17 protein-coding genes are annotated in these 17775 nt (G+C 71.4%); 5 read left to right on the top strand and 12 right to left on the bottom strand.

Features of this window, described 5'->3' with window-relative positions; genetic code table 11:
• Window positions 1-41 precede the first annotated feature (41 nt).
• The 4 genes from ACFHWY_RS06390 (at window position 42) to ACFHWY_RS06405 (ending at window position 4053) form a co-directional block, all read left to right on the top strand.
• Entirely contained in the window at window positions 42-1334 is a 1293-nt protein-coding gene (locus tag ACFHWY_RS06390) for a sensor histidine kinase (RefSeq protein WP_416579154.1), read from the top strand.
• Window positions 1331-2020, top strand: a complete 690-nt coding sequence (locus ACFHWY_RS06395; protein WP_416579155.1) for a response regulator — start codon at window positions 1331-1333, stop codon at window positions 2018-2020. Before ACFHWY_RS06390 ends, ACFHWY_RS06395 begins: the two co-directional genes overlap by 4 nt.
• An 81-nt stretch (window positions 2021-2101) precedes the next feature.
• Window positions 2102-2995, top strand: a complete 894-nt coding sequence (locus tag ACFHWY_RS06400; protein ID WP_416579156.1) for an ABC transporter ATP-binding protein — start codon at window positions 2102-2104, stop codon at window positions 2993-2995.
• The gene (locus tag ACFHWY_RS06405; RefSeq protein ID WP_416579157.1) at window positions 2992-4053 is read left to right on the top strand and encodes an ABC transporter permease; all 1062 of its coding nucleotides are present in this window, start codon (window positions 2992-2994) and stop codon (window positions 4051-4053) included. The genes ACFHWY_RS06400 and ACFHWY_RS06405 overlap by 4 nt, the downstream gene beginning before the upstream one ends.
• Window positions 4054-4171: 118 nt before the next feature.
• Here the strand turns inward: ACFHWY_RS06405 and ACFHWY_RS06410 are convergent, their stop codons facing one another.
• The 9 genes from ACFHWY_RS06410 to pgsA form a co-directional block, all read right to left on the bottom strand.
• Complete coding sequence (locus ACFHWY_RS06410) at window positions 4172-4486, bottom strand: hypothetical protein (RefSeq protein WP_416579158.1); 315 nt, start codon at window positions 4484-4486, stop codon at window positions 4172-4174.
• Between the two features lie 4 nt (window positions 4487-4490).
• Window positions 4491-4835, bottom strand: a complete 345-nt coding sequence (locus ACFHWY_RS06415; RefSeq protein ID WP_416579159.1) for a hypothetical protein — start codon at window positions 4833-4835, stop codon at window positions 4491-4493.
• A 469-nt stretch (window positions 4836-5304) separates the two neighbouring features.
• Window positions 5305-6051, bottom strand: coding sequence for a YebC/PmpR family DNA-binding transcriptional regulator (locus ACFHWY_RS06420; protein WP_416579160.1), 747 nt, complete (start codon window positions 6049-6051; stop codon window positions 5305-5307).
• A 210-nt stretch (window positions 6052-6261) separates the two neighbouring features.
• Window positions 6262-6867 (bottom strand): pyridoxal 5'-phosphate synthase glutaminase subunit PdxT, encoded by a 606-nt coding sequence (gene pdxT / locus ACFHWY_RS06425; protein WP_416579161.1) that lies wholly within the window; start codon window positions 6865-6867, stop codon window positions 6262-6264.
• A gap of 74 nt (window positions 6868-6941) precedes the next feature.
• Window positions 6942-7859, bottom strand: coding sequence for a pyridoxal 5'-phosphate synthase lyase subunit PdxS (gene pdxS, locus ACFHWY_RS06430; protein ID WP_416579162.1), 918 nt, complete (start codon window positions 7857-7859; stop codon window positions 6942-6944).
• Window positions 7860-7999: 140 nt separating this feature from the next.
• The gene (locus tag ACFHWY_RS06435) at window positions 8000-8506 is read right to left on the bottom strand and encodes a hypothetical protein (protein ID WP_416579163.1); all 507 of its coding nucleotides are present in this window, start codon (window positions 8504-8506) and stop codon (window positions 8000-8002) included.
• A gap of 35 nt (window positions 8507-8541) precedes the next feature.
• A complete protein-coding gene (locus tag ACFHWY_RS06440; RefSeq protein ID WP_416579164.1) occupies window positions 8542-9702 on the bottom strand; it encodes a glycosyltransferase family 4 protein in 1161 nt (386 codons plus the stop codon).
• 14 nt (window positions 9703-9716) lie between these two features.
• Window positions 9717-10595: a phosphatidylinositol mannoside acyltransferase gene (locus ACFHWY_RS06445; protein ID WP_416579165.1), complete on the bottom strand. Its 879-nt coding sequence runs from the start codon at window positions 10593-10595 to the stop codon at window positions 9717-9719.
• Between the two features lie 25 nt (window positions 10596-10620).
• Window positions 10621-11253, bottom strand: coding sequence for a phosphatidylinositol phosphate synthase (gene pgsA / locus ACFHWY_RS06450; RefSeq protein ID WP_416579166.1), 633 nt, complete (start codon window positions 11251-11253; stop codon window positions 10621-10623).
• A 241-nt stretch (window positions 11254-11494) separates the two neighbouring features.
• Between pgsA and ACFHWY_RS06455 the strand changes: the two genes are divergently transcribed.
• Window positions 11495-13648 (top strand): elongation factor G-like protein EF-G2, encoded by a 2154-nt coding sequence (locus ACFHWY_RS06455; RefSeq protein ID WP_416579167.1) that lies wholly within the window; start codon window positions 11495-11497, stop codon window positions 13646-13648.
• A gap of 57 nt (window positions 13649-13705) precedes the next feature.
• Here ACFHWY_RS06455 and ACFHWY_RS06460 read toward each other — a convergent pair whose 3' ends face one another.
• The 3 genes from ACFHWY_RS06460 to thrS all read right to left on the bottom strand — a co-directional run bounded on the left by ACFHWY_RS06460 (window position 13706) and on the right by thrS (window position 17601).
• Window positions 13706-14764 carry an aldo/keto reductase gene (locus ACFHWY_RS06460; protein ID WP_416579168.1) on the bottom strand — a complete coding sequence of 353 codons (1059 nt, stop codon included), beginning with the start codon at window positions 14762-14764 and terminating at the stop codon, window positions 13706-13708.
• A gap of 161 nt (window positions 14765-14925) precedes the next feature.
• The gene (locus ACFHWY_RS06465) at window positions 14926-15471 is read right to left on the bottom strand and encodes an HIT family protein (RefSeq protein ID WP_416579169.1); all 546 of its coding nucleotides are present in this window, start codon (window positions 15469-15471) and stop codon (window positions 14926-14928) included.
• Window positions 15472-15594: 123 nt separating this feature from the next.
• Window positions 15595-17601, bottom strand: coding sequence for a threonine--tRNA ligase (thrS, locus tag ACFHWY_RS06470; RefSeq protein ID WP_416579170.1), 2007 nt, complete (start codon window positions 17599-17601; stop codon window positions 15595-15597).
• Window positions 17602-17775: the final 174 nt, after the last annotated feature.

The raw sequence follows: 17775 nt of genomic DNA on the forward strand, positions 1-17775 counted from the left end.
CCGTACGGTGACTGGGTGCCGGTGCTCGGCGAGGGAGTGACATGCTCGGCAGGGTGACCGTTGAGACGTCGGACGCGTGGCAACGACCGGGCCCCACCACCGAACAGCGGCGCCTGGATCTCTACGCCGGGCTGGCGGCGACGGCGCTGGCGCTGTTCAGCCTGACGCTGGCCCGCAGCACCGGGACGTTCGTTTTGGGACCGCCGCCGTCGGGCCTGGAACAGATCCTCTGGACGGTCGCGGTGCCGCTGCCCTTGATCTGGCGTCGACGCCTTCCCGCCGCCACCGCACTGGCCGTCTCGGCCGCGTTCATCGTGTCGCAGGTCCGCGCCGTACCCGAGTGGCAGCTCTCCTCGTGGGCACTGTTCGCGGCCGTCTACACGCTGGGTGCGTGGGGGCGGGACCGTCGGCTGTCTCGTCGGCTGCGGGTCGGTGTGATCGCCGTGATGTTCAGCTGGTTCGGGATCGCCATCCTGCTCAGGTACGGCAGCATCACCGGGCGGGCGTTCGCTGACGCGGTCGGGCCGGTGCCGCCCGTACTGGCCCTGATCGTCAACGGCGTGCTGGTCAACGGACTGTTCTTCGGGTTCGCGTACTTTTTCGGCGAGACGGCATGGCTCGCCGCCCGCCGGCAGCACGAGGTGGCGGAGCAGGCCGAGCAGCTACGCCGGTCGCAGGCCGAGGTCCGGGAGCACGCCGTGGTCGGCGAGCGGGTCCGGATCGCCCGTGAACTGCACGACGTGGTCGCCCACCACGTGTCGGTGATGGGGGTACAAGCCTCGGCCTGCCGCCGGGTCCTGGACCGGGATCCGACGAAGGCGCGGATGGCGTTGGCCGCGATCGAGGAGTCCGCCCGCACGGCCGTGGACGAGTTGCGCCGGATGCTCGGCGTGCTCCGCGCCGGTGACGGTGACCCGGATCGTGCCGGACGGCCCGCCGGGATCGACCAGATCGACGCCGTGGTGGACCGGGCCCGCGAGGCCGGACTGCGGGCCATCCTGGGCGTGTACGGCGATGCGGTGCCGCTGCCCGAGTCGGTCTCCCAGGCCGCGTACCGGGTGGCGCAGGAGGCCGTGACCAACGTGTTGAAGCACGCCACCGGGGCGGGCATTCTTGACGTCCGGGTCCGCTACCTGGCGCAGGAAGTCGAGATCGAGGTGACCGACGACGGCCGGGCCACCCACCCGACGAACGCCCACGGAATGGGGCTGATCGGCATGCGGGAACGGGTCGCGACACACGGCGGGGCGCTGGAGGTGGGTCCGCGTACCGATGGCGGCTGGCGGGTCCGGGTACGGCTACCGTTGCCGGTGGCGGCGGGACGTCCGGCGTGAGCGGGCCGGCGCGGCCGATCCGGGTGCTGCTCGCCGACGACCATCACCTGGTGCGCACCGGCTTCCGGGTGATCCTCGAGATCGAGGACGACATCGAGGTGGTCGGCGAGGCCGCGGATGGCGAGCGGGCGGTCGGCATGGCTCGGGCGCTACGCCCGGACGTGGTGCTGATGGACGTGGAGATGCCCGGCGTCGACGGCCTGACGGCCACCCGGCGGATCAGCGCCGACGCCGACGACCCGGGCGGGCCGGCAGTGCTGATCCTCACCACCTTCGACCGGGACGACTACCTGTTCGCCGCGCTGCGTGCCGGCGCCAGCGGCTTCCTGCTCAAGAACGGCACCCCGGAAACCCTGATCGAGGCGATCCGGGTGGTGGCCCGGGGCGACGGCCTGCTCGCCCCGGAACTCACCCGGCGGGTGATCGCCACCTTCGCCCGGCCGGGGGCCGCGACCGGTGCCCGCGCACCGGAGGCGGCGCTGCGCGATCTCACGCCCCGGGAGCGGGAGGTCCTGGTCCTGGTCGCCGCGGGTGCCAGCAACGCCGAGATCGCCGCCGCACTGCACCTTGGCGAGGCGACGGTCAAGTCGCACGTCAGCCGGGTGCTGGCCAAGCTGGGTCTGCGCGACCGGGTACAGGCGGTGGTCTTCGCGTACGAGCACGGGGTGGTGCGGCCCAGCGGGTGAGCGTCTCCCCCGTGAGGCGGAGCCGGTATTTCCGCCGCCGGGTGGAGGTCCGCGCAAGATCGCCGATCTAGCGTGTACGTCGTGACCTCCGTGCTCAGCCTCGACGGCGTCGACCGCAGTTTCGGCGACCGTCAGGTGCTCAAGAACGTGTCCTTCGAAGTGGCGGCCGGCCGGATGACCGGCTTCGTCGGCGGTAACGGCGCCGGCAAGACCACCACCATGCGCATCATCCTCGGTGTGCTCGCCGCCGACGCCGGCCAGGTGACGTGGCAGGGCCAGCCGTTGAGCCGGGAGGTCCGGCGACGGTTCGGCTACATGCCCGAGGAACGCGGCCTCTATCCGAAGATGAGCGTCCGCGAGCAGTTGACCTACCTGGGCCGGCTGCACGGACTGGGCGCGGAGGCCGCCCGGCGCGGCACCGACGCGTTGCTGGAACGGGTCGGTCTCGCGGAACGGGGCGACGACCTGCTGGAGACCCTGTCGCTGGGCAACCAGCAGCGCGCCCAGATCGCCGCCGCCCTGGTACACGAGCCGGAGGTGCTGGTGCTCGACGAGCCCTTCTCCGGCCTGGACCCGCTGGCCGTGGACACGGTCGTCGCCGTGCTGCGCGAGCGGGCCACCGCCGGCGCGCCGGTGCTCTTCTCCAGTCACCAACTCGACGTGGTCGAACGGCTCTGCGACGACCTGGTGATCATCGCGGACGGCGCGATCCGGGCCGCCGGCGGCCGGGAGCAGCTGCGCTCGGTGTACACCATGCCGCGGTTCGAGCTGGTCGTGGAGGCCGACGCCGGCTGGTTACGAGACCATCCCGGGGTGACCCTGGTGGACCTCGACGGCGCCCGCGCCGTCTTCGACCTCGCGCCCGGCGCGGACGAACAGCCATTGCTGCGCGCGGCGCTGGAGCGCGGGCCGGTCCGCGCGTTCCGCCCGGTCAGTCCTTCCCTCGCCGAGATCTTCCGAGAGGTCGCCCAGTGAACACCTACGAGGCCACCCGCCTGGTCGCCGCCCGGGAGATCCGGGTCAAGCTGCGCGACCGCACCTTCCTGATCAGCACCGTGTTCTTCCTGCTGATGGCCGCGGCGGCGACCATCCTGCCGCCGCTGCTCTCCGGTGGGTCGTCAAGCGTGGCAGTGACCGAGGCGGCGGCCGGTCCGCTGCGCGCGGCGGGGCTGGAGGTGCTCGCGGTACCCGACGACGCCGCCGCCGAGCAGGCGGTCCGCGACGGCGACGCGGAGGCCGCGGTCGTCGCCGGCCCGACGGTGCTCGCGATGGACGACGCCCCCGGTGATGTGGTCTCCGCGTTGAGCAGCGAACCCCCGGTCCGGCTGCTGAATCCCGACGCGGTGGACCCGGTGGTGGCCTTCCTGGTGCCGTTCGCCTTCGCCTTCATCTTCTTCATCACCTCGCAGACCTTCGGCGTGCAGATCGCGCAGAGCATCATCGAGGAGAAGCAGACCCGGATCGTGGAGATCCTGGTCGCCGCGGTGCCGGTCCGCGCCCTGCTGGCCGGCAAGATGCTGGCCGGCACCATCCTCGCGCTCGGGCAGATCGGGCTGGTCGCGGTGGTCGCGGTGGCCGGCATGGCGTTCGGCGACAGCGGCGGGCTGCTGTCGCTGCTCGGCCCGGCGATCGGCTGGTTCCTGCCGTTCTTCCTGCTCGGCTTCGTGCTGATCGCCTCCATGTGGGCGGCGGCCGGCGCGCTGGTCAACCGGTTGGAGGACATCGGCGGTGTGTCGATGCCGGTGCAGCTCGCGGTGATGCTGCCGTTCTTCGCGGTGATCTTCCTGAACGACAACGCCACCGCCATGCGGGTCCTGTCCTACCTGCCGTTCTCGTCGCCGACGGCGATGCCGCTGCGGATGTTCACCGGGGACGCGGCCGGCTGGGAGCCGCTGGTCTCGCTGGTGCTGCTCCTGGTGACCGCCGCCGGTTTCCTGATCGCCGGAGCCCGGGTGTACGAGGGGTCACTGTTGCGGACCAACGGCCGCACCTCGATCCGCACCGCCTGGCGGGAGCGGGAGAGCGTCGCGTAGAGCCGTGGCGGGCCTCGTGATGCTCCTCGGCTACCGCGAGCCTGGTCAGCGTCCGCCGTCCCGCTCCCGCCCGGAAAGTGCGGCGGAGCCCCTACCTCGCTCGGTAGCACCGGCGGTGCTACCGAGGCTGGACCTGGTGGTACGGGTGCGTGCTCATGGTGAGCTGACCGCCGACGACAGCCGGATCGGTCGCGGTCAGCTCGGCGGCAGGGCCTGGCGGTAGCGCGAGGACCAGGGCACCGACAAGATCACCGGTTAGGCGCTCGTCATGCCGCCAGATCGGGCCGGCGACCACGGCCGTCCCGGCTTCGACCTGGCGCCTGGTCCAGGCAATGTGGCCTGCGGCGTTGCGCTGAGCTGCCAACGGCTGGGAGTGGTCCCAGCCAGGGCCGGGGTGGACCAAGACGAGACTGGTCGCGGGAAGTTGATCCATGAGATCAGGATGACAGCGTGGGAGGTCGCCCGTCGATAGCCGTAATCATGACCAGCCGGGCTGACGGGTCCGCGCCCAGCCACGCCCACTGCATGGTGATGGCGGTGCCGGCCAGTCCGACGACCTCGTGATGTGGTGTGTCCTCGACACGGCCAGCAGACCACGAGGCGGTCGCGGCGCTGCTCGCCGCGCACAGGGCCATGACGACATCGTGCACGGCCTGGCCGGGGACGGCGTACCAGGAAGCCACCGACCGGGTTCGTGTCACCAGCTGACTGGAGACGGCCTGCCGGTCGTCCCACAGGCCACCGATCTGGATTGCCCAGCATGCGAGGTCCGTGTCTGTCACGTCCTCCTGGGTCAGACCCCCACCGCGGCGACGGCGCAGCCGGGGCGGTAACCCGATGTGCTCGCGTGTCAGGCGGCCGCGCCAATGCCGCAAAACCTGACCCACGAGCTCACCCATCACACCTCCAGGCCCCGCATGGTACGCACCCGCACCACACGATCTGAGGCTTCGTGTGCCGTGACCGTCCTGGTAGACCTCCACCACAGCCACCAGAGCGACCACGCGCGGCCACGGGACGGCGGTTGGGTCCGGCGCGGGACGGCCGCTCTCGCTTCGGACCCAACCGTCGGGTGGCATGGCACATCCCTCTACAGGCCCTGGAGCATCTCCAGGCTCGGCTCGGCCCCTGTTTCCCTGAGCCGCCTGGGTGATTGGGCCCTGCGGCCGTCGGCCGCCTCACTCGGCCGGACGTTCAGGCTGGCCTTTCGTCGCGACCACAACCCGTACAGGTCACGCCACGGAACGCACCTCAGATCTGTGACAGCATCTCGTCCGACACGTCGAAGTTCGCGTAGACGTTCTGCACGTCGTCGCTGTCCTCCAGGACGTCGATGAGCTTGAAGATCTTGCGAGCACCCTCCTCGTCCAGCGGCACGGCGACGCTGGGGATCAGGGAGGACTCGGCCGACTCGTACTCGATGCCGGCGTCCTGAAGTGCGGTGCGTACCGCGACCAGGTCGGTTGGCTCGGATACCACCTCGAACGCCTCGCCCAGGTCGTTGACCTCCTCGGCGCCCGCGTCGAGGACCGCCAGCATCACGTCGTCCTCGGTGGTGGCCGCCTTCGGCACGATCACCACGCCCTTGCGGGTGAACATGTACGACACCGAGCCGGCGTCGGCGAAGGAGCCGCCGTTACGGGTCAACGCGGTGCGTACCTCGGTGGCGGCGCGGTTGCGGTTGTCGGTCAGGCACTCGATCAGCAGCGCGACGCCGTTCGGACCGTAGCCCTCATACATGATCGTCTGGTAGTCGGCGCCGCCGGCCTCCAGGCCGGAGCCGCGCTTGACCGCCCGGTCGATGTTGTCGTTGGGGACCGAGCTCTTCTTGGCCTTCTGGATCGCGTCGTACAGCGTCGGATTGCCGGCCGGATCGCCTCCGCCGGTACGCGCCGCGACCTCCACGTTCTTGACCAACTTGGCGAACATCTTGCCGCGCTTGGCGTCGATGACCGCCTTCTTGTGCTTGGTCGTCGCCCACTTTGAGTGGCCGGACATCTGTTACCTCCGTTGCTACCCGCCGTCTGCATCGACCGCACCGCGCACGCCCCGCACCGGCGCACGCGGTGGTGCCGGTCAGCTCTGGTGGAAGCCGTGGCGGCCAGATGGTCCTGCCGAATCTCGTAAATCCTACCGAGGCGCGGCGGTCGGTCGTCACCCGCCGCACGCCAGCAGCCAACCCGTCCCCCGCACCCAAGCCGGATCAGTTCAGGTCGCGGTGCGGACCAGGTCCACGAAGTACGCGTGCAACCTCAGGTCACCGGTGAGTTCCGGATGGAACGAGGTGGCCAGCAGGTTGTCCCGCCGCACCGCCACGATCCGGCCGGCGGCCGGGCCGTCGGTCACCGTGCCGAGCACCTCGACGGTGGCGCCGACCCGCTCGACCCAGGGTGCCCGGATGAAGACCGCGTGCAGCGGGCCACCGGGGACGCCGCTGATCTCCACCGGTGCCTCGAACGAGTCGACCTGCCGGCCGAAGGCGTTGCGCCGGACGGTCATCTCGATGCCGTCGAAGCCGCGTTGGTCCGGCCGGCCGTCGAGGACCTCGGTAGCCAGCATGATCATTCCGGCGCAGGAGCCGTAGACCGGCAGGCCGGCGGCGATGCGCTTGTCGATCGGCTCGCGCATCTCGAAGATGTCCACCAGCTTGCTGATCGTGGTGGACTCCCCGCCCGGGATGACCAGGCCGTCGACCGCGTCCAGCTCCGTGGGCCGGCGTACCGGGTGGGCCCGCGCACCGGCGCCGGTCAGGGCCGTGACGTGCTCGCGGACGTCGCCCTGCAGGGCGAGCACGCCGATCACGGGTGCCGTCACGTGCGCTCCTTCCCGGCGTTGAGAAGAGGCCCCTGCTCTACCGGAGGCGTTGACAGGGTGCCCCTCCTTTCACGTCACCAGCCGCGGTCGGCGAGGCGGTGCGGCTGCGGAATGTCGTCGACGTTGATGCCCACCATCGCCTCGCCGAGGCCGCGGGAAACCTTGGCCAGCACGTCCGGGTCGTCGTGGAAGGTGGTCGCCTTGACGATCGCGGCGGCCCGCTGGGCCGGGTTGCCGGCCTTGAAGATGCCGGAGCCCACGAAGACGCCCTCGGCGCCGAGCTGCATCATCATCGCCGCGTCGGCGGGGGTGGCGATGCCACCGGCGGTGAACAGCACCACCGGCAGCTTGCCGGTGGCAGCAATCTCCTTGACCAGGTCGTACGGTGCCTGCAACTCCTTCGCCGCGACGAACAGCTCGTCGGTCGGCAGCGTCTGGAGGCGGCGGATCTCCTGGCGGATCCTCCGCATGTGGGTGGTGGCGTTGGAGACGTCACCGGTGCCGGCCTCGCCCTTGGAACGGATCATGGCCGCGCCCTCGGTGATCCGGCGCAACGCCTCACCCAGGTTGGTCGCGCCACAGACGAACGGCACGGTGAAGGCCCACTTGTCGATGTGGTTGGCGTAGTCGGCCGGGGTCAGCACCTCCGACTCGTCGACGTAGTCGACGCCGAGGGACTGCAGGATCTGCGCCTCGACGAAGTGACCGATGCGGGCCTTGGCCATCACCGGGATCGAGACGGCATCGATGATGCCGTCGATCATGTCGGGATCGCTCATCCGGGACACCCCGCCCTGGGCGCGGATGTCGGCGGGGACGCGCTCCAGCGCCATCACCGCGACCGCCCCCGCGTCCTCAGCGATCTTGGCTTGCTCCGGCGTGACCACGTCCATGATCACACCGCCCTTGAGCATCTCGGCCATGCCCCGCTTCACGCGGGCGGTGCCGACGACCGGTGTGGCGCTGTCATTCGGGGAAGTCGTCTCGGACACGGGTCATCGCTCCTCAGGCGTCCTCGGCAGGTGGCAGCGGAAATGCTACGCCCGGGTCAACGCCGCTCCGACAGCCAATCAGACCCGTGGTGGCCTGCTCTGTGGCCACCGTCACCAGCCTCGCCGCGAAGCGACGCCGCTCAGCCGCCCTCCCGCCCGGCGGGGACGTCCGCGGGGGCGACCAGCGTGGGGTCGTCGATGTCGAAGTAGCGCGGCCAGGTGTGCCGGCGTCCCATCCGCAACAGGCGTACCAGCGGCCGACCGCGCGCCGCGCGGGCGTCCCGGACCAGATCGGTGTGCACCTGGCGGGCCAGGGCGAGCCGCCGGCTGGCGGCGATCACCGCCTCGCAGTCGACATCGGCGGGGTCGAGCTGGACCGTCCGCAGCTGCCGGGTCAGGTCGTTCTCGGCCGCTTCGCGCTCGGCCGGCCGGGCGTCGAGCGCGATCCGTGCCGCCGCGTACAGCTCGACGCCGTAGAGTCGCTCGGCCAGCACCGCCGCGGCGGCGGCCCGGCGCAGCAGATGGGCATCCAGGGCGCGGGCCGCGAGCTGCGCGCGGGCCTGCAGCCGCTCGACCCGGCCGGCGGTCCAGATCAGGTACGCCGAGACCAGGCCGACGACCAGCGTCGCGCCCACCACCCACCACATGCCCGGCATCGTAGTGCTGCCCCCGTTCCTCCCGATCAGGTCAACCCCACCCACTCCTGGTCGATCACCCGCCCGTCGGTCGCCTCGATCGCGGCTGCGTACACCTCCATAACCCGGCGGGCAACCACGGGCCAGTCGAAATTCGCCACCACCTGGTCGCCGCACGCGGTCAGCTCTGCCCGCTGGGCCGGATCGTCCAGCAACTCCGTCAGGGTGCGCCGCAGCGTCACCGCGTCACCGGTGGGGAACATCCGCCCGGCCCGCCCGCCGTCGAGCACCCGGCGGAAGGCGTCGAGGTCGCTGGCGACGACGGTGGTCCCGGCGGCCAGCGCCTCGGTGAGGATCATGCCGAACGACTCGCCACCGGTGTTCGGGGCCACGTAGAGGTGCACGCTGCGCAGCATGCGGGCCTTCTCCTCCTCGGAGACCAGGCCGAGGAAGGTGACCTGATCCCGAAGATCAGTCGGAAAGCGGTCGAACAGGTCGTCGCGGTCGCCGGGACCGGCGACCAGCAGGCGCAGGCCCGGGCGCTGCCGGGCCAGCTCGACGAAGGCGTCCCGCAGGATCGGGAATCCCTTGCGGGGCTCGGTGAAACGGCCCAGGAAGCCGAGGGCACCCCCGGTGTCCGACCCGCACTCCCCCGGCCAGCCGGGTAACGGCTCGACTCCGGCAAACTTGGCCACCGCGACCCCGTTGGGAATCTCCACCGCCCCACCATCCAGGTGCTCCACCTGGACCTTGCGGGCCAGGGCGCTGACCGCGATCCGGGCGGTGATCCGCTCCAGAACGATCTGCAGCGCGCCCTGGGCGGCGGCCAGCACCCGGGAGCGGGCCATCGCGGTGTGGAACGTGGCCACCACCGGCCCCCGGGCCGAGAGCACGGCGAGCATGGACAGGCTGAGCGTCAGCGGCTCGTGCACGTGCAGCACGTCGAAGTCGCCCCGGGTGATCCACCGCCGTACCCGGGTCGTGGAGACCGGCCCGAAGGCGATCCGGGCCACCGAACCGTTGTACGGCAGCGGCACCGCCCGGCCGGCCGAGACCACGTACGCCGGCAGCGGCGAATCCTCGTCCGCCGGGGCGAGCACGCTCACCTCGTGCCCGAGCCCGATCAGTGCCTCGGCGAGATCCATCACGTGATTCTGCACCCCGCCGGGCACGTCGAAGGAGTACGGGCAGACGATGCCGATCCGCATTGCGCCCGTCCCCCTCAGTTCAGCCACATCCGCTGCAACATGTGCCAGTCTTGCGGATGCCGGGCGATGCCCGCCGCGAGACGGTCGGCGATCAGCTGGGTCAGCGATCTGACCCGCGCGTCCAGCGTGCCCTCCTCGGGCCCCGGTACCGGCAGCGGGCCCTCCAGCGAGGCGCACGCGGCATCCGGTTCGTACCACATCGACGCCACGTACAGGGGCGCACCGGTACGCAGCGCGAGCAACGCCGGCCCGGCCGGCATCCGGGTCCGGCCGCCGAAGAGGTCCACCTCGACGCCGCGGGCGGACAGGTCCCGGTCGGCGAGCAGCGGCACCACCGCGCCGGCCGCCAGCCGGTCGGTCAACACGTCGATTGCCGGCCGGGCACCGCCGTTGGTGGGCAGGATCTCCATGCCCAGACCCTGCCGGAAGGCGACGAAACGCTCGAAGACGCCGTCCGGCTTGAGTCGCTCGGCGACCGTGGACAGCGGCCAGCCGTTCGCCGCGACCCACGCTCCGGCCGCGTCCCAGTTGCCGCCGTGCGGCAGCGCCACCACCGCACCCCGACCGGCCGCCACGTCCGCGGCGAGCAGCTCGGCACGGTCCAGCCGGAAGTTGCCGAGGATCTGCTCACGGCTCAGCGCGGGCAGCCGGAACGTCTCCATCCAGTAGCGGGCGTACGAGCGCAGCCCACGCCGCACCAGCTCGTCCAGCTCTGCCTCGGGCAGCTCCGGCCCGACCACCCGGCGCAGGTTGACGCGCAGCCGGGTGGCACCTGTCCCCCGGCGGCGGTGGGCCCGGTCCGCCCCGGCGGCGAAACCCGCGGCGACGAGCGAACGGGGCAGGACGCGGAGCAGCCGCCAACCGGCGACGAATCCCAGTTCGGTGAGGTTCACCGACGGCACCGCCCCGCTGTGCCGCTCACCCGCGACCGCCCGGCGCGCTGACCTGCTGGGCCTGCCGGTAGACGTGCCGCATCCGCTGACCCACGGTGAACAGCGACACCGCCGCGAGCAGCCACAGCGCGATCGGCAGCGCCCGGTCGACACCGAGCCCGGTGAGCAGGCCACCGACGCCGACGATCAGCAGCCGTTCGGTGCGCTCGGCGATGCCGACGTTTGCGCTCATACCGAGCCCTTCGGCGCGGGCCTTCACGTACGACACGAGACCACCGGCGGCCAGGCAGATCAGCGCGGCTGCCACGCCCGCGCGATCGCCCTCGCCGGCCAGGTAGAAGGCGACCGCGCCGAAGACCGCGCTGTCGGCGACCCGGTCCATGCTGGAGTCGAGGAACGCGCCGAACCGGGTCGAGCCGCCACTCATCCGGGCCATCGTCCCGTCGAGCAGGTCGGTGAGCGCGAAGACCGTCACGATCAACGCACCTGCGACCAGATGGCCGCGGGCACCGAAGCCGATCGCGCCGACGAGCACCCCGAGGGTGCCGGCGATGGTGACCGCGTTGGGGGACACGCCCGCGCGCAGCAGGCTACGGGCAATCGGCTCGACGACGCGGGTCATCCCCGCGCGGGCCGACTCTTGGAAGATCTTCGCCATGGCGGTCCCACGATAACGGTCGGCTGCCGACCGCGACACCGCCGTCGGCCCGGCGAGGGTTGTGTCGGCCAGTCATCGGGTGTGAGATCGAGGCAGAAAGTGACCCGGGTCACCCTGCCGCCTGTTGACTGCCCGGTTCGCGGCGCACCACCGGAGGATATCGGCGCAGCACCCCGCCCGGGCCGTGTCCCCGTCGCGCGCGGCGGTCGCCACCCACCACCGGCTGAGGGAGGTGCGCCTGATGGCGCAGCGGAGTCACGACAAGGGAGGCCCCGGCGGCGTGCCGGCGGTTGCCGACCCCACCAGGATCCGCAACGTGGTGCTCGTCGGGCACTCGGGGGCGGGCAAGACCACCCTGGTCGAGGCGTTGCTCGCGGCGAGCGGCACGATCGCCCGGCCCGGCACGGTCGCCGACGGCAACACCGTCTGCGACCACGACCCGGCGGCCGTACGCCAGCAGCGTTCGGTGGCGGTGGCCTGCGCTCCGCTGCTGCATGACGGGATCAAGGTTAACCTGCTCGACACGCCCGGCTACGCCGACTTCGTCGGTGAACTGCGGGCCGGCCTCAGGGCCTCCGACGCAGCACTGTTCGTGGTCTCCGCGGTCGACGGGATGGACGGCGCCACCGCGGCACTGTGGGAGGAGTGCGCGGCGGTGGACATGCCCCGGGCGGTCGCCGTCTCCCGGCTGGATCACCCGCACGCCGACTTCGACGAGGCGGTGGCCCTGTGCCAGCGGGTGTTCGGCGACAATGTGCTCCCGCTCTACCTGCCGATGCTGGGAGACGACGGCAAGTCCGTCGGCGGCCTGCTTGGGTTGATCACCCAGCGGGTCTTCGACTACACCGGCGGCCTGCCGCCGCAGGTCCGTGACCCCGACCCCGAGCACCTGCCAGCCATCGTCGAGTCCCGCAACGAACTGATCGAGGGGATCATCGCCGAGAGCGAGGACGAGACCCTGATGGACCGGTACGTCGGTGGCGAGGAGATCGGCTCCGAGCTGTTGATCGAGGACCTGGAAAAGGCCGTGGCGCGGGGCCACTTCTACCCGGTGCTGCCGGTCTGCGCGGCCACCGGGGTCGGGCTGGACGCGCTGCTGGAGGTGCTCACCGCCGGTTTCCCGTCGCCGTTGGAGCACGACCTGCCCGCGGTCGAAGGGGTGGACGGCTCGTCCCGCCCGCCGCTGACCTGCGATCCGGACGGTCCACTGGTCGCCGAGGTGGTCAGGACCACCATCGACCGGCACGTCGGTCGGGTCTGCGTGGTCCGGGTCTTCTCCGGCACCCTGCGTGCCGAGCAGACAGTGCACGTGTCCGGGCACGGCCTCACCGAGCGGGGCCACCCGGACCACGACGCCGACGAACGGATCGCCCACCTCTACAGCCCGCTCGGCGCCACCCTACGGGAGGTCGGCGTGGCGGTGGCCGGCGACATCTGTGCGATCACCAAGTCCGGCAGCGCGGAGACCGGTGACACCATCTCCGCAAAGGACGATCCGCTGCTGATCGCCCCGTGGGAGATGCCCGAGCCGCTGCTGCCGGTGGCGATCGTGGCGAGGTCCCGCTCGGACGAGGACGCCCTGGCCCGCAACCTGGCCCGGCTGGTGACCGGTGACCCGACGCTGCGGCTGGAGCGCAACCCGCAGACACACCAGCTGGTGCTGTGGTGCATGGGCGAGGCGCACGCCGACGTGGTCCTCGACCGGCTGAGTGTCGGCGGGGTGGAGTTGGACACCGAGCCGGTTCGGGTGGCGCTACGGGAGACGCTCACGACGTCCGCGCGCGGACACGGCCGGCACGTGAAGCAGTCCGGGGGGCACGGCCAGTACGCGGTCTGCGACATCGAGGTGGAGCCGCTGCCGCGCGGCGCCGGGTTCGAGTTCGTCGACCGGGTGGTCGGCGGTGCGGTGCCACACAACTACATCCCGTCGGTGGAGAAGGGCGTACGCGCCCAGATGCAGCGCGGCGTGCTCGCCGGCCACCCGGTGGTGGACCTCCGGGTGACCCTGGTCGACGGGAAGGCACACAGCGTGGACTCCTCCGACGCGGCGTTCCAGACCGCCGGTGCGCTGGCCCTGCGCGACGCCGCCGAGCAGGGGCGACCGGTCCTGCTGGAGCCGGTCGACGAGGTAACCGTACGGGTACCCGACGGCAACGTGGGCACGGTGCTGGGCGGGCTGTCCGGCCGGCGCGGGCGGGTGCTCGGCACCGGGCCGGATCCGGAGACCGAGGGTCGCACCCTGGTACGCGCCGAGGTGCCCGCCACCGAACTGCTGCGCTACGCCGTGGAGCTGCGTGCGATGACCGCCGGCGCCGGCACCTTCCGCCGCCACTTCGTCCGCCACGACCCGATGCCCGCTCACCTGGCCGATCAGATCCACAGGGAACACGCCTGAGGCACGCCGGGCTGTCCCGTCGTCTCGGCCGCGTCGGGCCGCACCGCCACCCGGCGGTCAGGGTCGGGCGGTGGGGAGCATGGGGCTGGGCCAGTAGGGGCGGTCGGCCTCGCGGAGCGCGGCCAGCCGCAGTGCCGCCAGTTGCCGCTCCACCTCGACGAATTGGTCGTGAGCGAGCGGCCCGAGGGCCAACGCGGCGGCGTTCTCCTCCACCTGGGCGACGGTGCGGCAGCCCGGGATCGGAATCGTCCGGTCGCTGCGGGCCCAGATCCAACCGAGCGCGCCCTGGGCCAGGGTGCGTCCGTCAGCGGTCAGCGCCGCCTGGACGGCGTGTACCCGGCGCAGCCACTGCGGGGCGGGCCGGCCGCCACGGAACCACTCCAGCCAGCCGGAGGTCATGCCCCGGACGTCGTCGTAGGGCAGCGTCGACGCCGCATGGTACTTGCCGGTGAGCAGGCCCATGCCGAGCGGCCCGCAGCTGATGCTGGCCAGGTCGTACTTGTCGCAGACGGTGAGCATGTCGGGCGCGTCGCGCAGCACCGACAGGCTGTGCTGCACGGCGGCGGCGTGCGGGGCGTCGTGTCCGAAGACGGCGGCCCGGTCGGCCCGGTCGGTGCGCCACCCGTACGCTCGGACCAGGCCGTCGGCCACCAGGTCATCGAGGGCGCCGATCAGCTCCTGCGCCCGCGGCACGGGCAGGTCGGCCAGGTGCAGCTGGTACAGGTCGATCCGATCGGTGTCGAGGCGTCGCAGCGACGCCCGCACGGCTCGTCGTAGGTACGCCGGTGACGCGTCCGGCCCGCTGGCCTGACGGGTCCGCTCGTCGAACGTGTAGCCCCACTTGGTGGCGATGACCGCCTCGTCGCGCCGGCCGCTCAGGGCCTGCCCGAGGACGCGTTCACCATGCCCGGCCCCATACGTGTCGGCGGTGTCGAAGAGCGTCACGCCGCACTCGAGCGCCCGGCGGACGGCCCGGACCGACTCCTCGTCGTCGACCGCGCCCCAGCCCAACGGGATCTGTCCCTCGGCCCAGGGTCCGGCGATCGCCCAGCAGCCCATGCCCAGGGCACTCACCTCGATGCCGCTGCGGCCCAGTGGTCGCGTCGACTCCACCATCGGCGCATCGTGCCATTTTCCGGACGGCCTTCGACAGATATCCAGCACGATCATCCGTACGGGCGCCGATGGCCGTACGGATCAACCCGGATCAACCCGGATCACCGCCGGATCCTTCCCGCCACGCGCTGCACGGCACCAGTCGGACAGGCCGGACGGGCTCAGGAGGGCCAGGCGCGTACGAACAGGTCGCGGGTGTCGCCCAGCAACTGCGGCAGGACCTTGGTACGACCGATCACCGGCATGAAATTCGCGTCGCCGCCCCACCGGGGTACCACATGCTGGTGCAGGTGGGCGGCGATGCCGGCGCCGGCGACCCCGCCCTGGTTCATGCCCAGGTTGAAGCCGTGCGCGCTGCTGACCTTGCGGATCACCCGCATGGCGGTCTGGGTGAACGACGCCAGCTCGGCGGTCTCCGGCCCGACCAGGTCGGTGTAGTCGGCCACGTGCCGGTAAGGGCAGACCAGCAGATGCCCCGGGTTGTACGGGTAGAGGTTGAGCACCACGAACACGTGCTCGCCGCGAGCCACCACCAGGCTCTCCTCGGCCGTCCGGCCGGGGGCCAGGCAGAAAGGGCAGCTGGCCGGCTTCTCGTAGCCGCCCTCGGGCCGGTCCTCGCCGGAGATGTAGGTCATCCGGTGGGGTGTGTAGAGCCGGTCCAGGCTGTCGGCCAGGCCCTCGTCGATATGCTCCTCCGCCCCAGTCACACCGCGATCCTACGGCCCCGCCCGGGTTGTCGCCGAAGCGCGCCCGGACGCCCGCCGGGTCGGCCGGGACGTCGCGTTGATAGGGGCCCTTCCTCTACCACAGGCGTTGACAGAGGGCCTTCCCTACATCTCGGCCGACGGGCCGGTGTTGGTTCGGGAGCGGATCACGTCGAGGACGTGGCTGACCGCGTCGGCGAGCGGCACCCCGTTGCGCTGGGAGCCGTCCCGGTAGCGGAACGACACGGCGCCGGCGGCGACGTCGTCGTCGCCGGCGATCACCATGAACGGGATCTTCTGCTGCTGTGCGGTGCGGATCTTCTTCTGCATCCGGTCGTCGCCGGCGTCGACCTGGGCGCGGATGCCTTCGGCGCGCAACGCCGCGACGAAGCCGTGCAGGTAGTCGGCGTGCTCCTCGCGGATCGGGATGCCGACCAGCTGCACCGGGGCCAGCCAGGCCGGGAACGCCCCGGCGTAGTGCTCGGTGAGCACACCGAAGAACCGCTCGATCGAGCCGAACAGCGCCCGGTGGATCATGACGGGGCGCCGGCGGGTCCCGTCGGCCGCCTGGTACTCCAGGCCGAACCGCTCGGGCTGGTTGAAGTCGACCTGGATGGTGGACATCTGCCAGGTCCGGCCGATGGCGTCCTTGGCCTGCACCGAGATTTTCGGGCCGTAGAATGCCGCCCCACCCGGGTCGGGCACCAGTTCCAGCCCGGAGGTCTCGGCGGCGGTACGCAGCGCCTCGGTGGCCTCGGCCCAGTCCGCGTCGCTGCCGATGAACTTCGGCGAGTCGTCGCGGGTCGACAGCTCCAGGTAGAAGTCGTCCAGTCCATAGTCACGCAGCAGATCCAGCACGAATGACAGCAGCGTGGTCAGCTCACCGGGCATCTGTTCCCGGGTGCAGTAGATGTGCGAGTCGTCCTGGGTCAGACCGCGCACCCGGGTCAGCCCGTGCACGACGCCCGACTTCTCGTACCGGTAGACGGTGCCGAACTCGAACAGCCGCAGCGGCAGCTCCCGGTAGGATCGCCCGCGCGAGCGGAAGATCAGGTTGTGCATGGGGCAGTTCATCGCCTTGAGGTAGTACTCCGCCCCCTCAAGCTGCATGGGCGGGAACATCGTGTCGGCGTAGTACGGCAGGTGCCCCGAGGTCTCGAAGAGCTGGGCCTTGGTGATGTGTGGGCTGTTGACGAACTCGTACCCCGCCGCCTCGTGCCGGCGGCGCGAGTAGTCCTCCAGCTCACGGCGGATGATGCCGCCCTTGGGGTGGAAGACGGCGAGGCCGGAGCCGATCACTTCGGGAAAGCTGAACAGGTCGAGGTCCGCGCCGAGCTTGCGGTGGTCGCGCCGGGCGGCCTCCTCAAGCAGCTTCAGGTACGCCTTCAGCCCGTCCCGGGTCGGCCAGGCGGTGCCGTACACCCGCTGCAACTGCGGATTCTTCTCCGACCCGCGCCAGTAAGCGGCGGCCGAGCGCATCAGCTTGAACGCCCCGATCAGCCGGGTGCTGGGCAGGTGTGGACCGCGGCACAGGTCCGACCAGCAGACCTTGTCCTCGCCGGCGGCGAGGTTGTCGTAGATGGTCAGCTCGCCCCCGCCGATTTCCATCACCTCGGAGGAGTCCAGGCCCTCGCCCTTGACGTCGATGAGTTCCAGCTTGAACGGTTCGGCGGCCAGCTCGGTCTTGGCCTCGTCCAGGCTGTCGAAGCGGCGCCGCCGGAACCGCTGCCCGGACTTGATGATCTCCTGCATCCGCTTCTCGAGCTTGGCCAGGTCGTCGGGCTGGAACGGCTTGTCCACCGCGAAGTCGTAGTAGAAGCCGTTGTCGATGGGCGGGCCGATGCCGAGCTTCGCCTCGGGGAAGATGTCCTGCACGGCCTGGGCGAGCACGTGTGCCGCCGAGTGGCGCAACACGTTGAGCCCGTCCGGGGAATCCAGCGCGACAGGCTCGACCGGCGTCTCCTCGGCCGGCCGCCAGTCCAGGTCGCGCAGCACACCGTGCGGGTCGCGGACCACCACGACCGACTTGGGGCCGTTGGCGGGCAGCCCGGCCGCGGCCACCGCGTCGGCCGCCGTCGTCCCGGCGGCGACGACGACAGGGTCGGCCACGACGGGGATACGGGGTGCGGACACGGAGGACTCCTCGCAGCAGGCGTGACAGTTGGTGCCGATGTCGGCTCACTGCGATGCTATCGGTCGCCCGACGAGCGCTGGCGTCGACACCGACGGCAGGAGGTCGGTGCGGCGGTTGAACCTTTTCGGCGCGGGATCCGAACTACCAGGTGTGGCCGGAGCCGGTGCCGGCCG

The organism is Micromonospora sp. LOL_024 (assembly GCF_048060415.1).
GTDB lineage: Bacteria > Actinomycetota > Actinomycetes > Mycobacteriales > Micromonosporaceae > Micromonospora.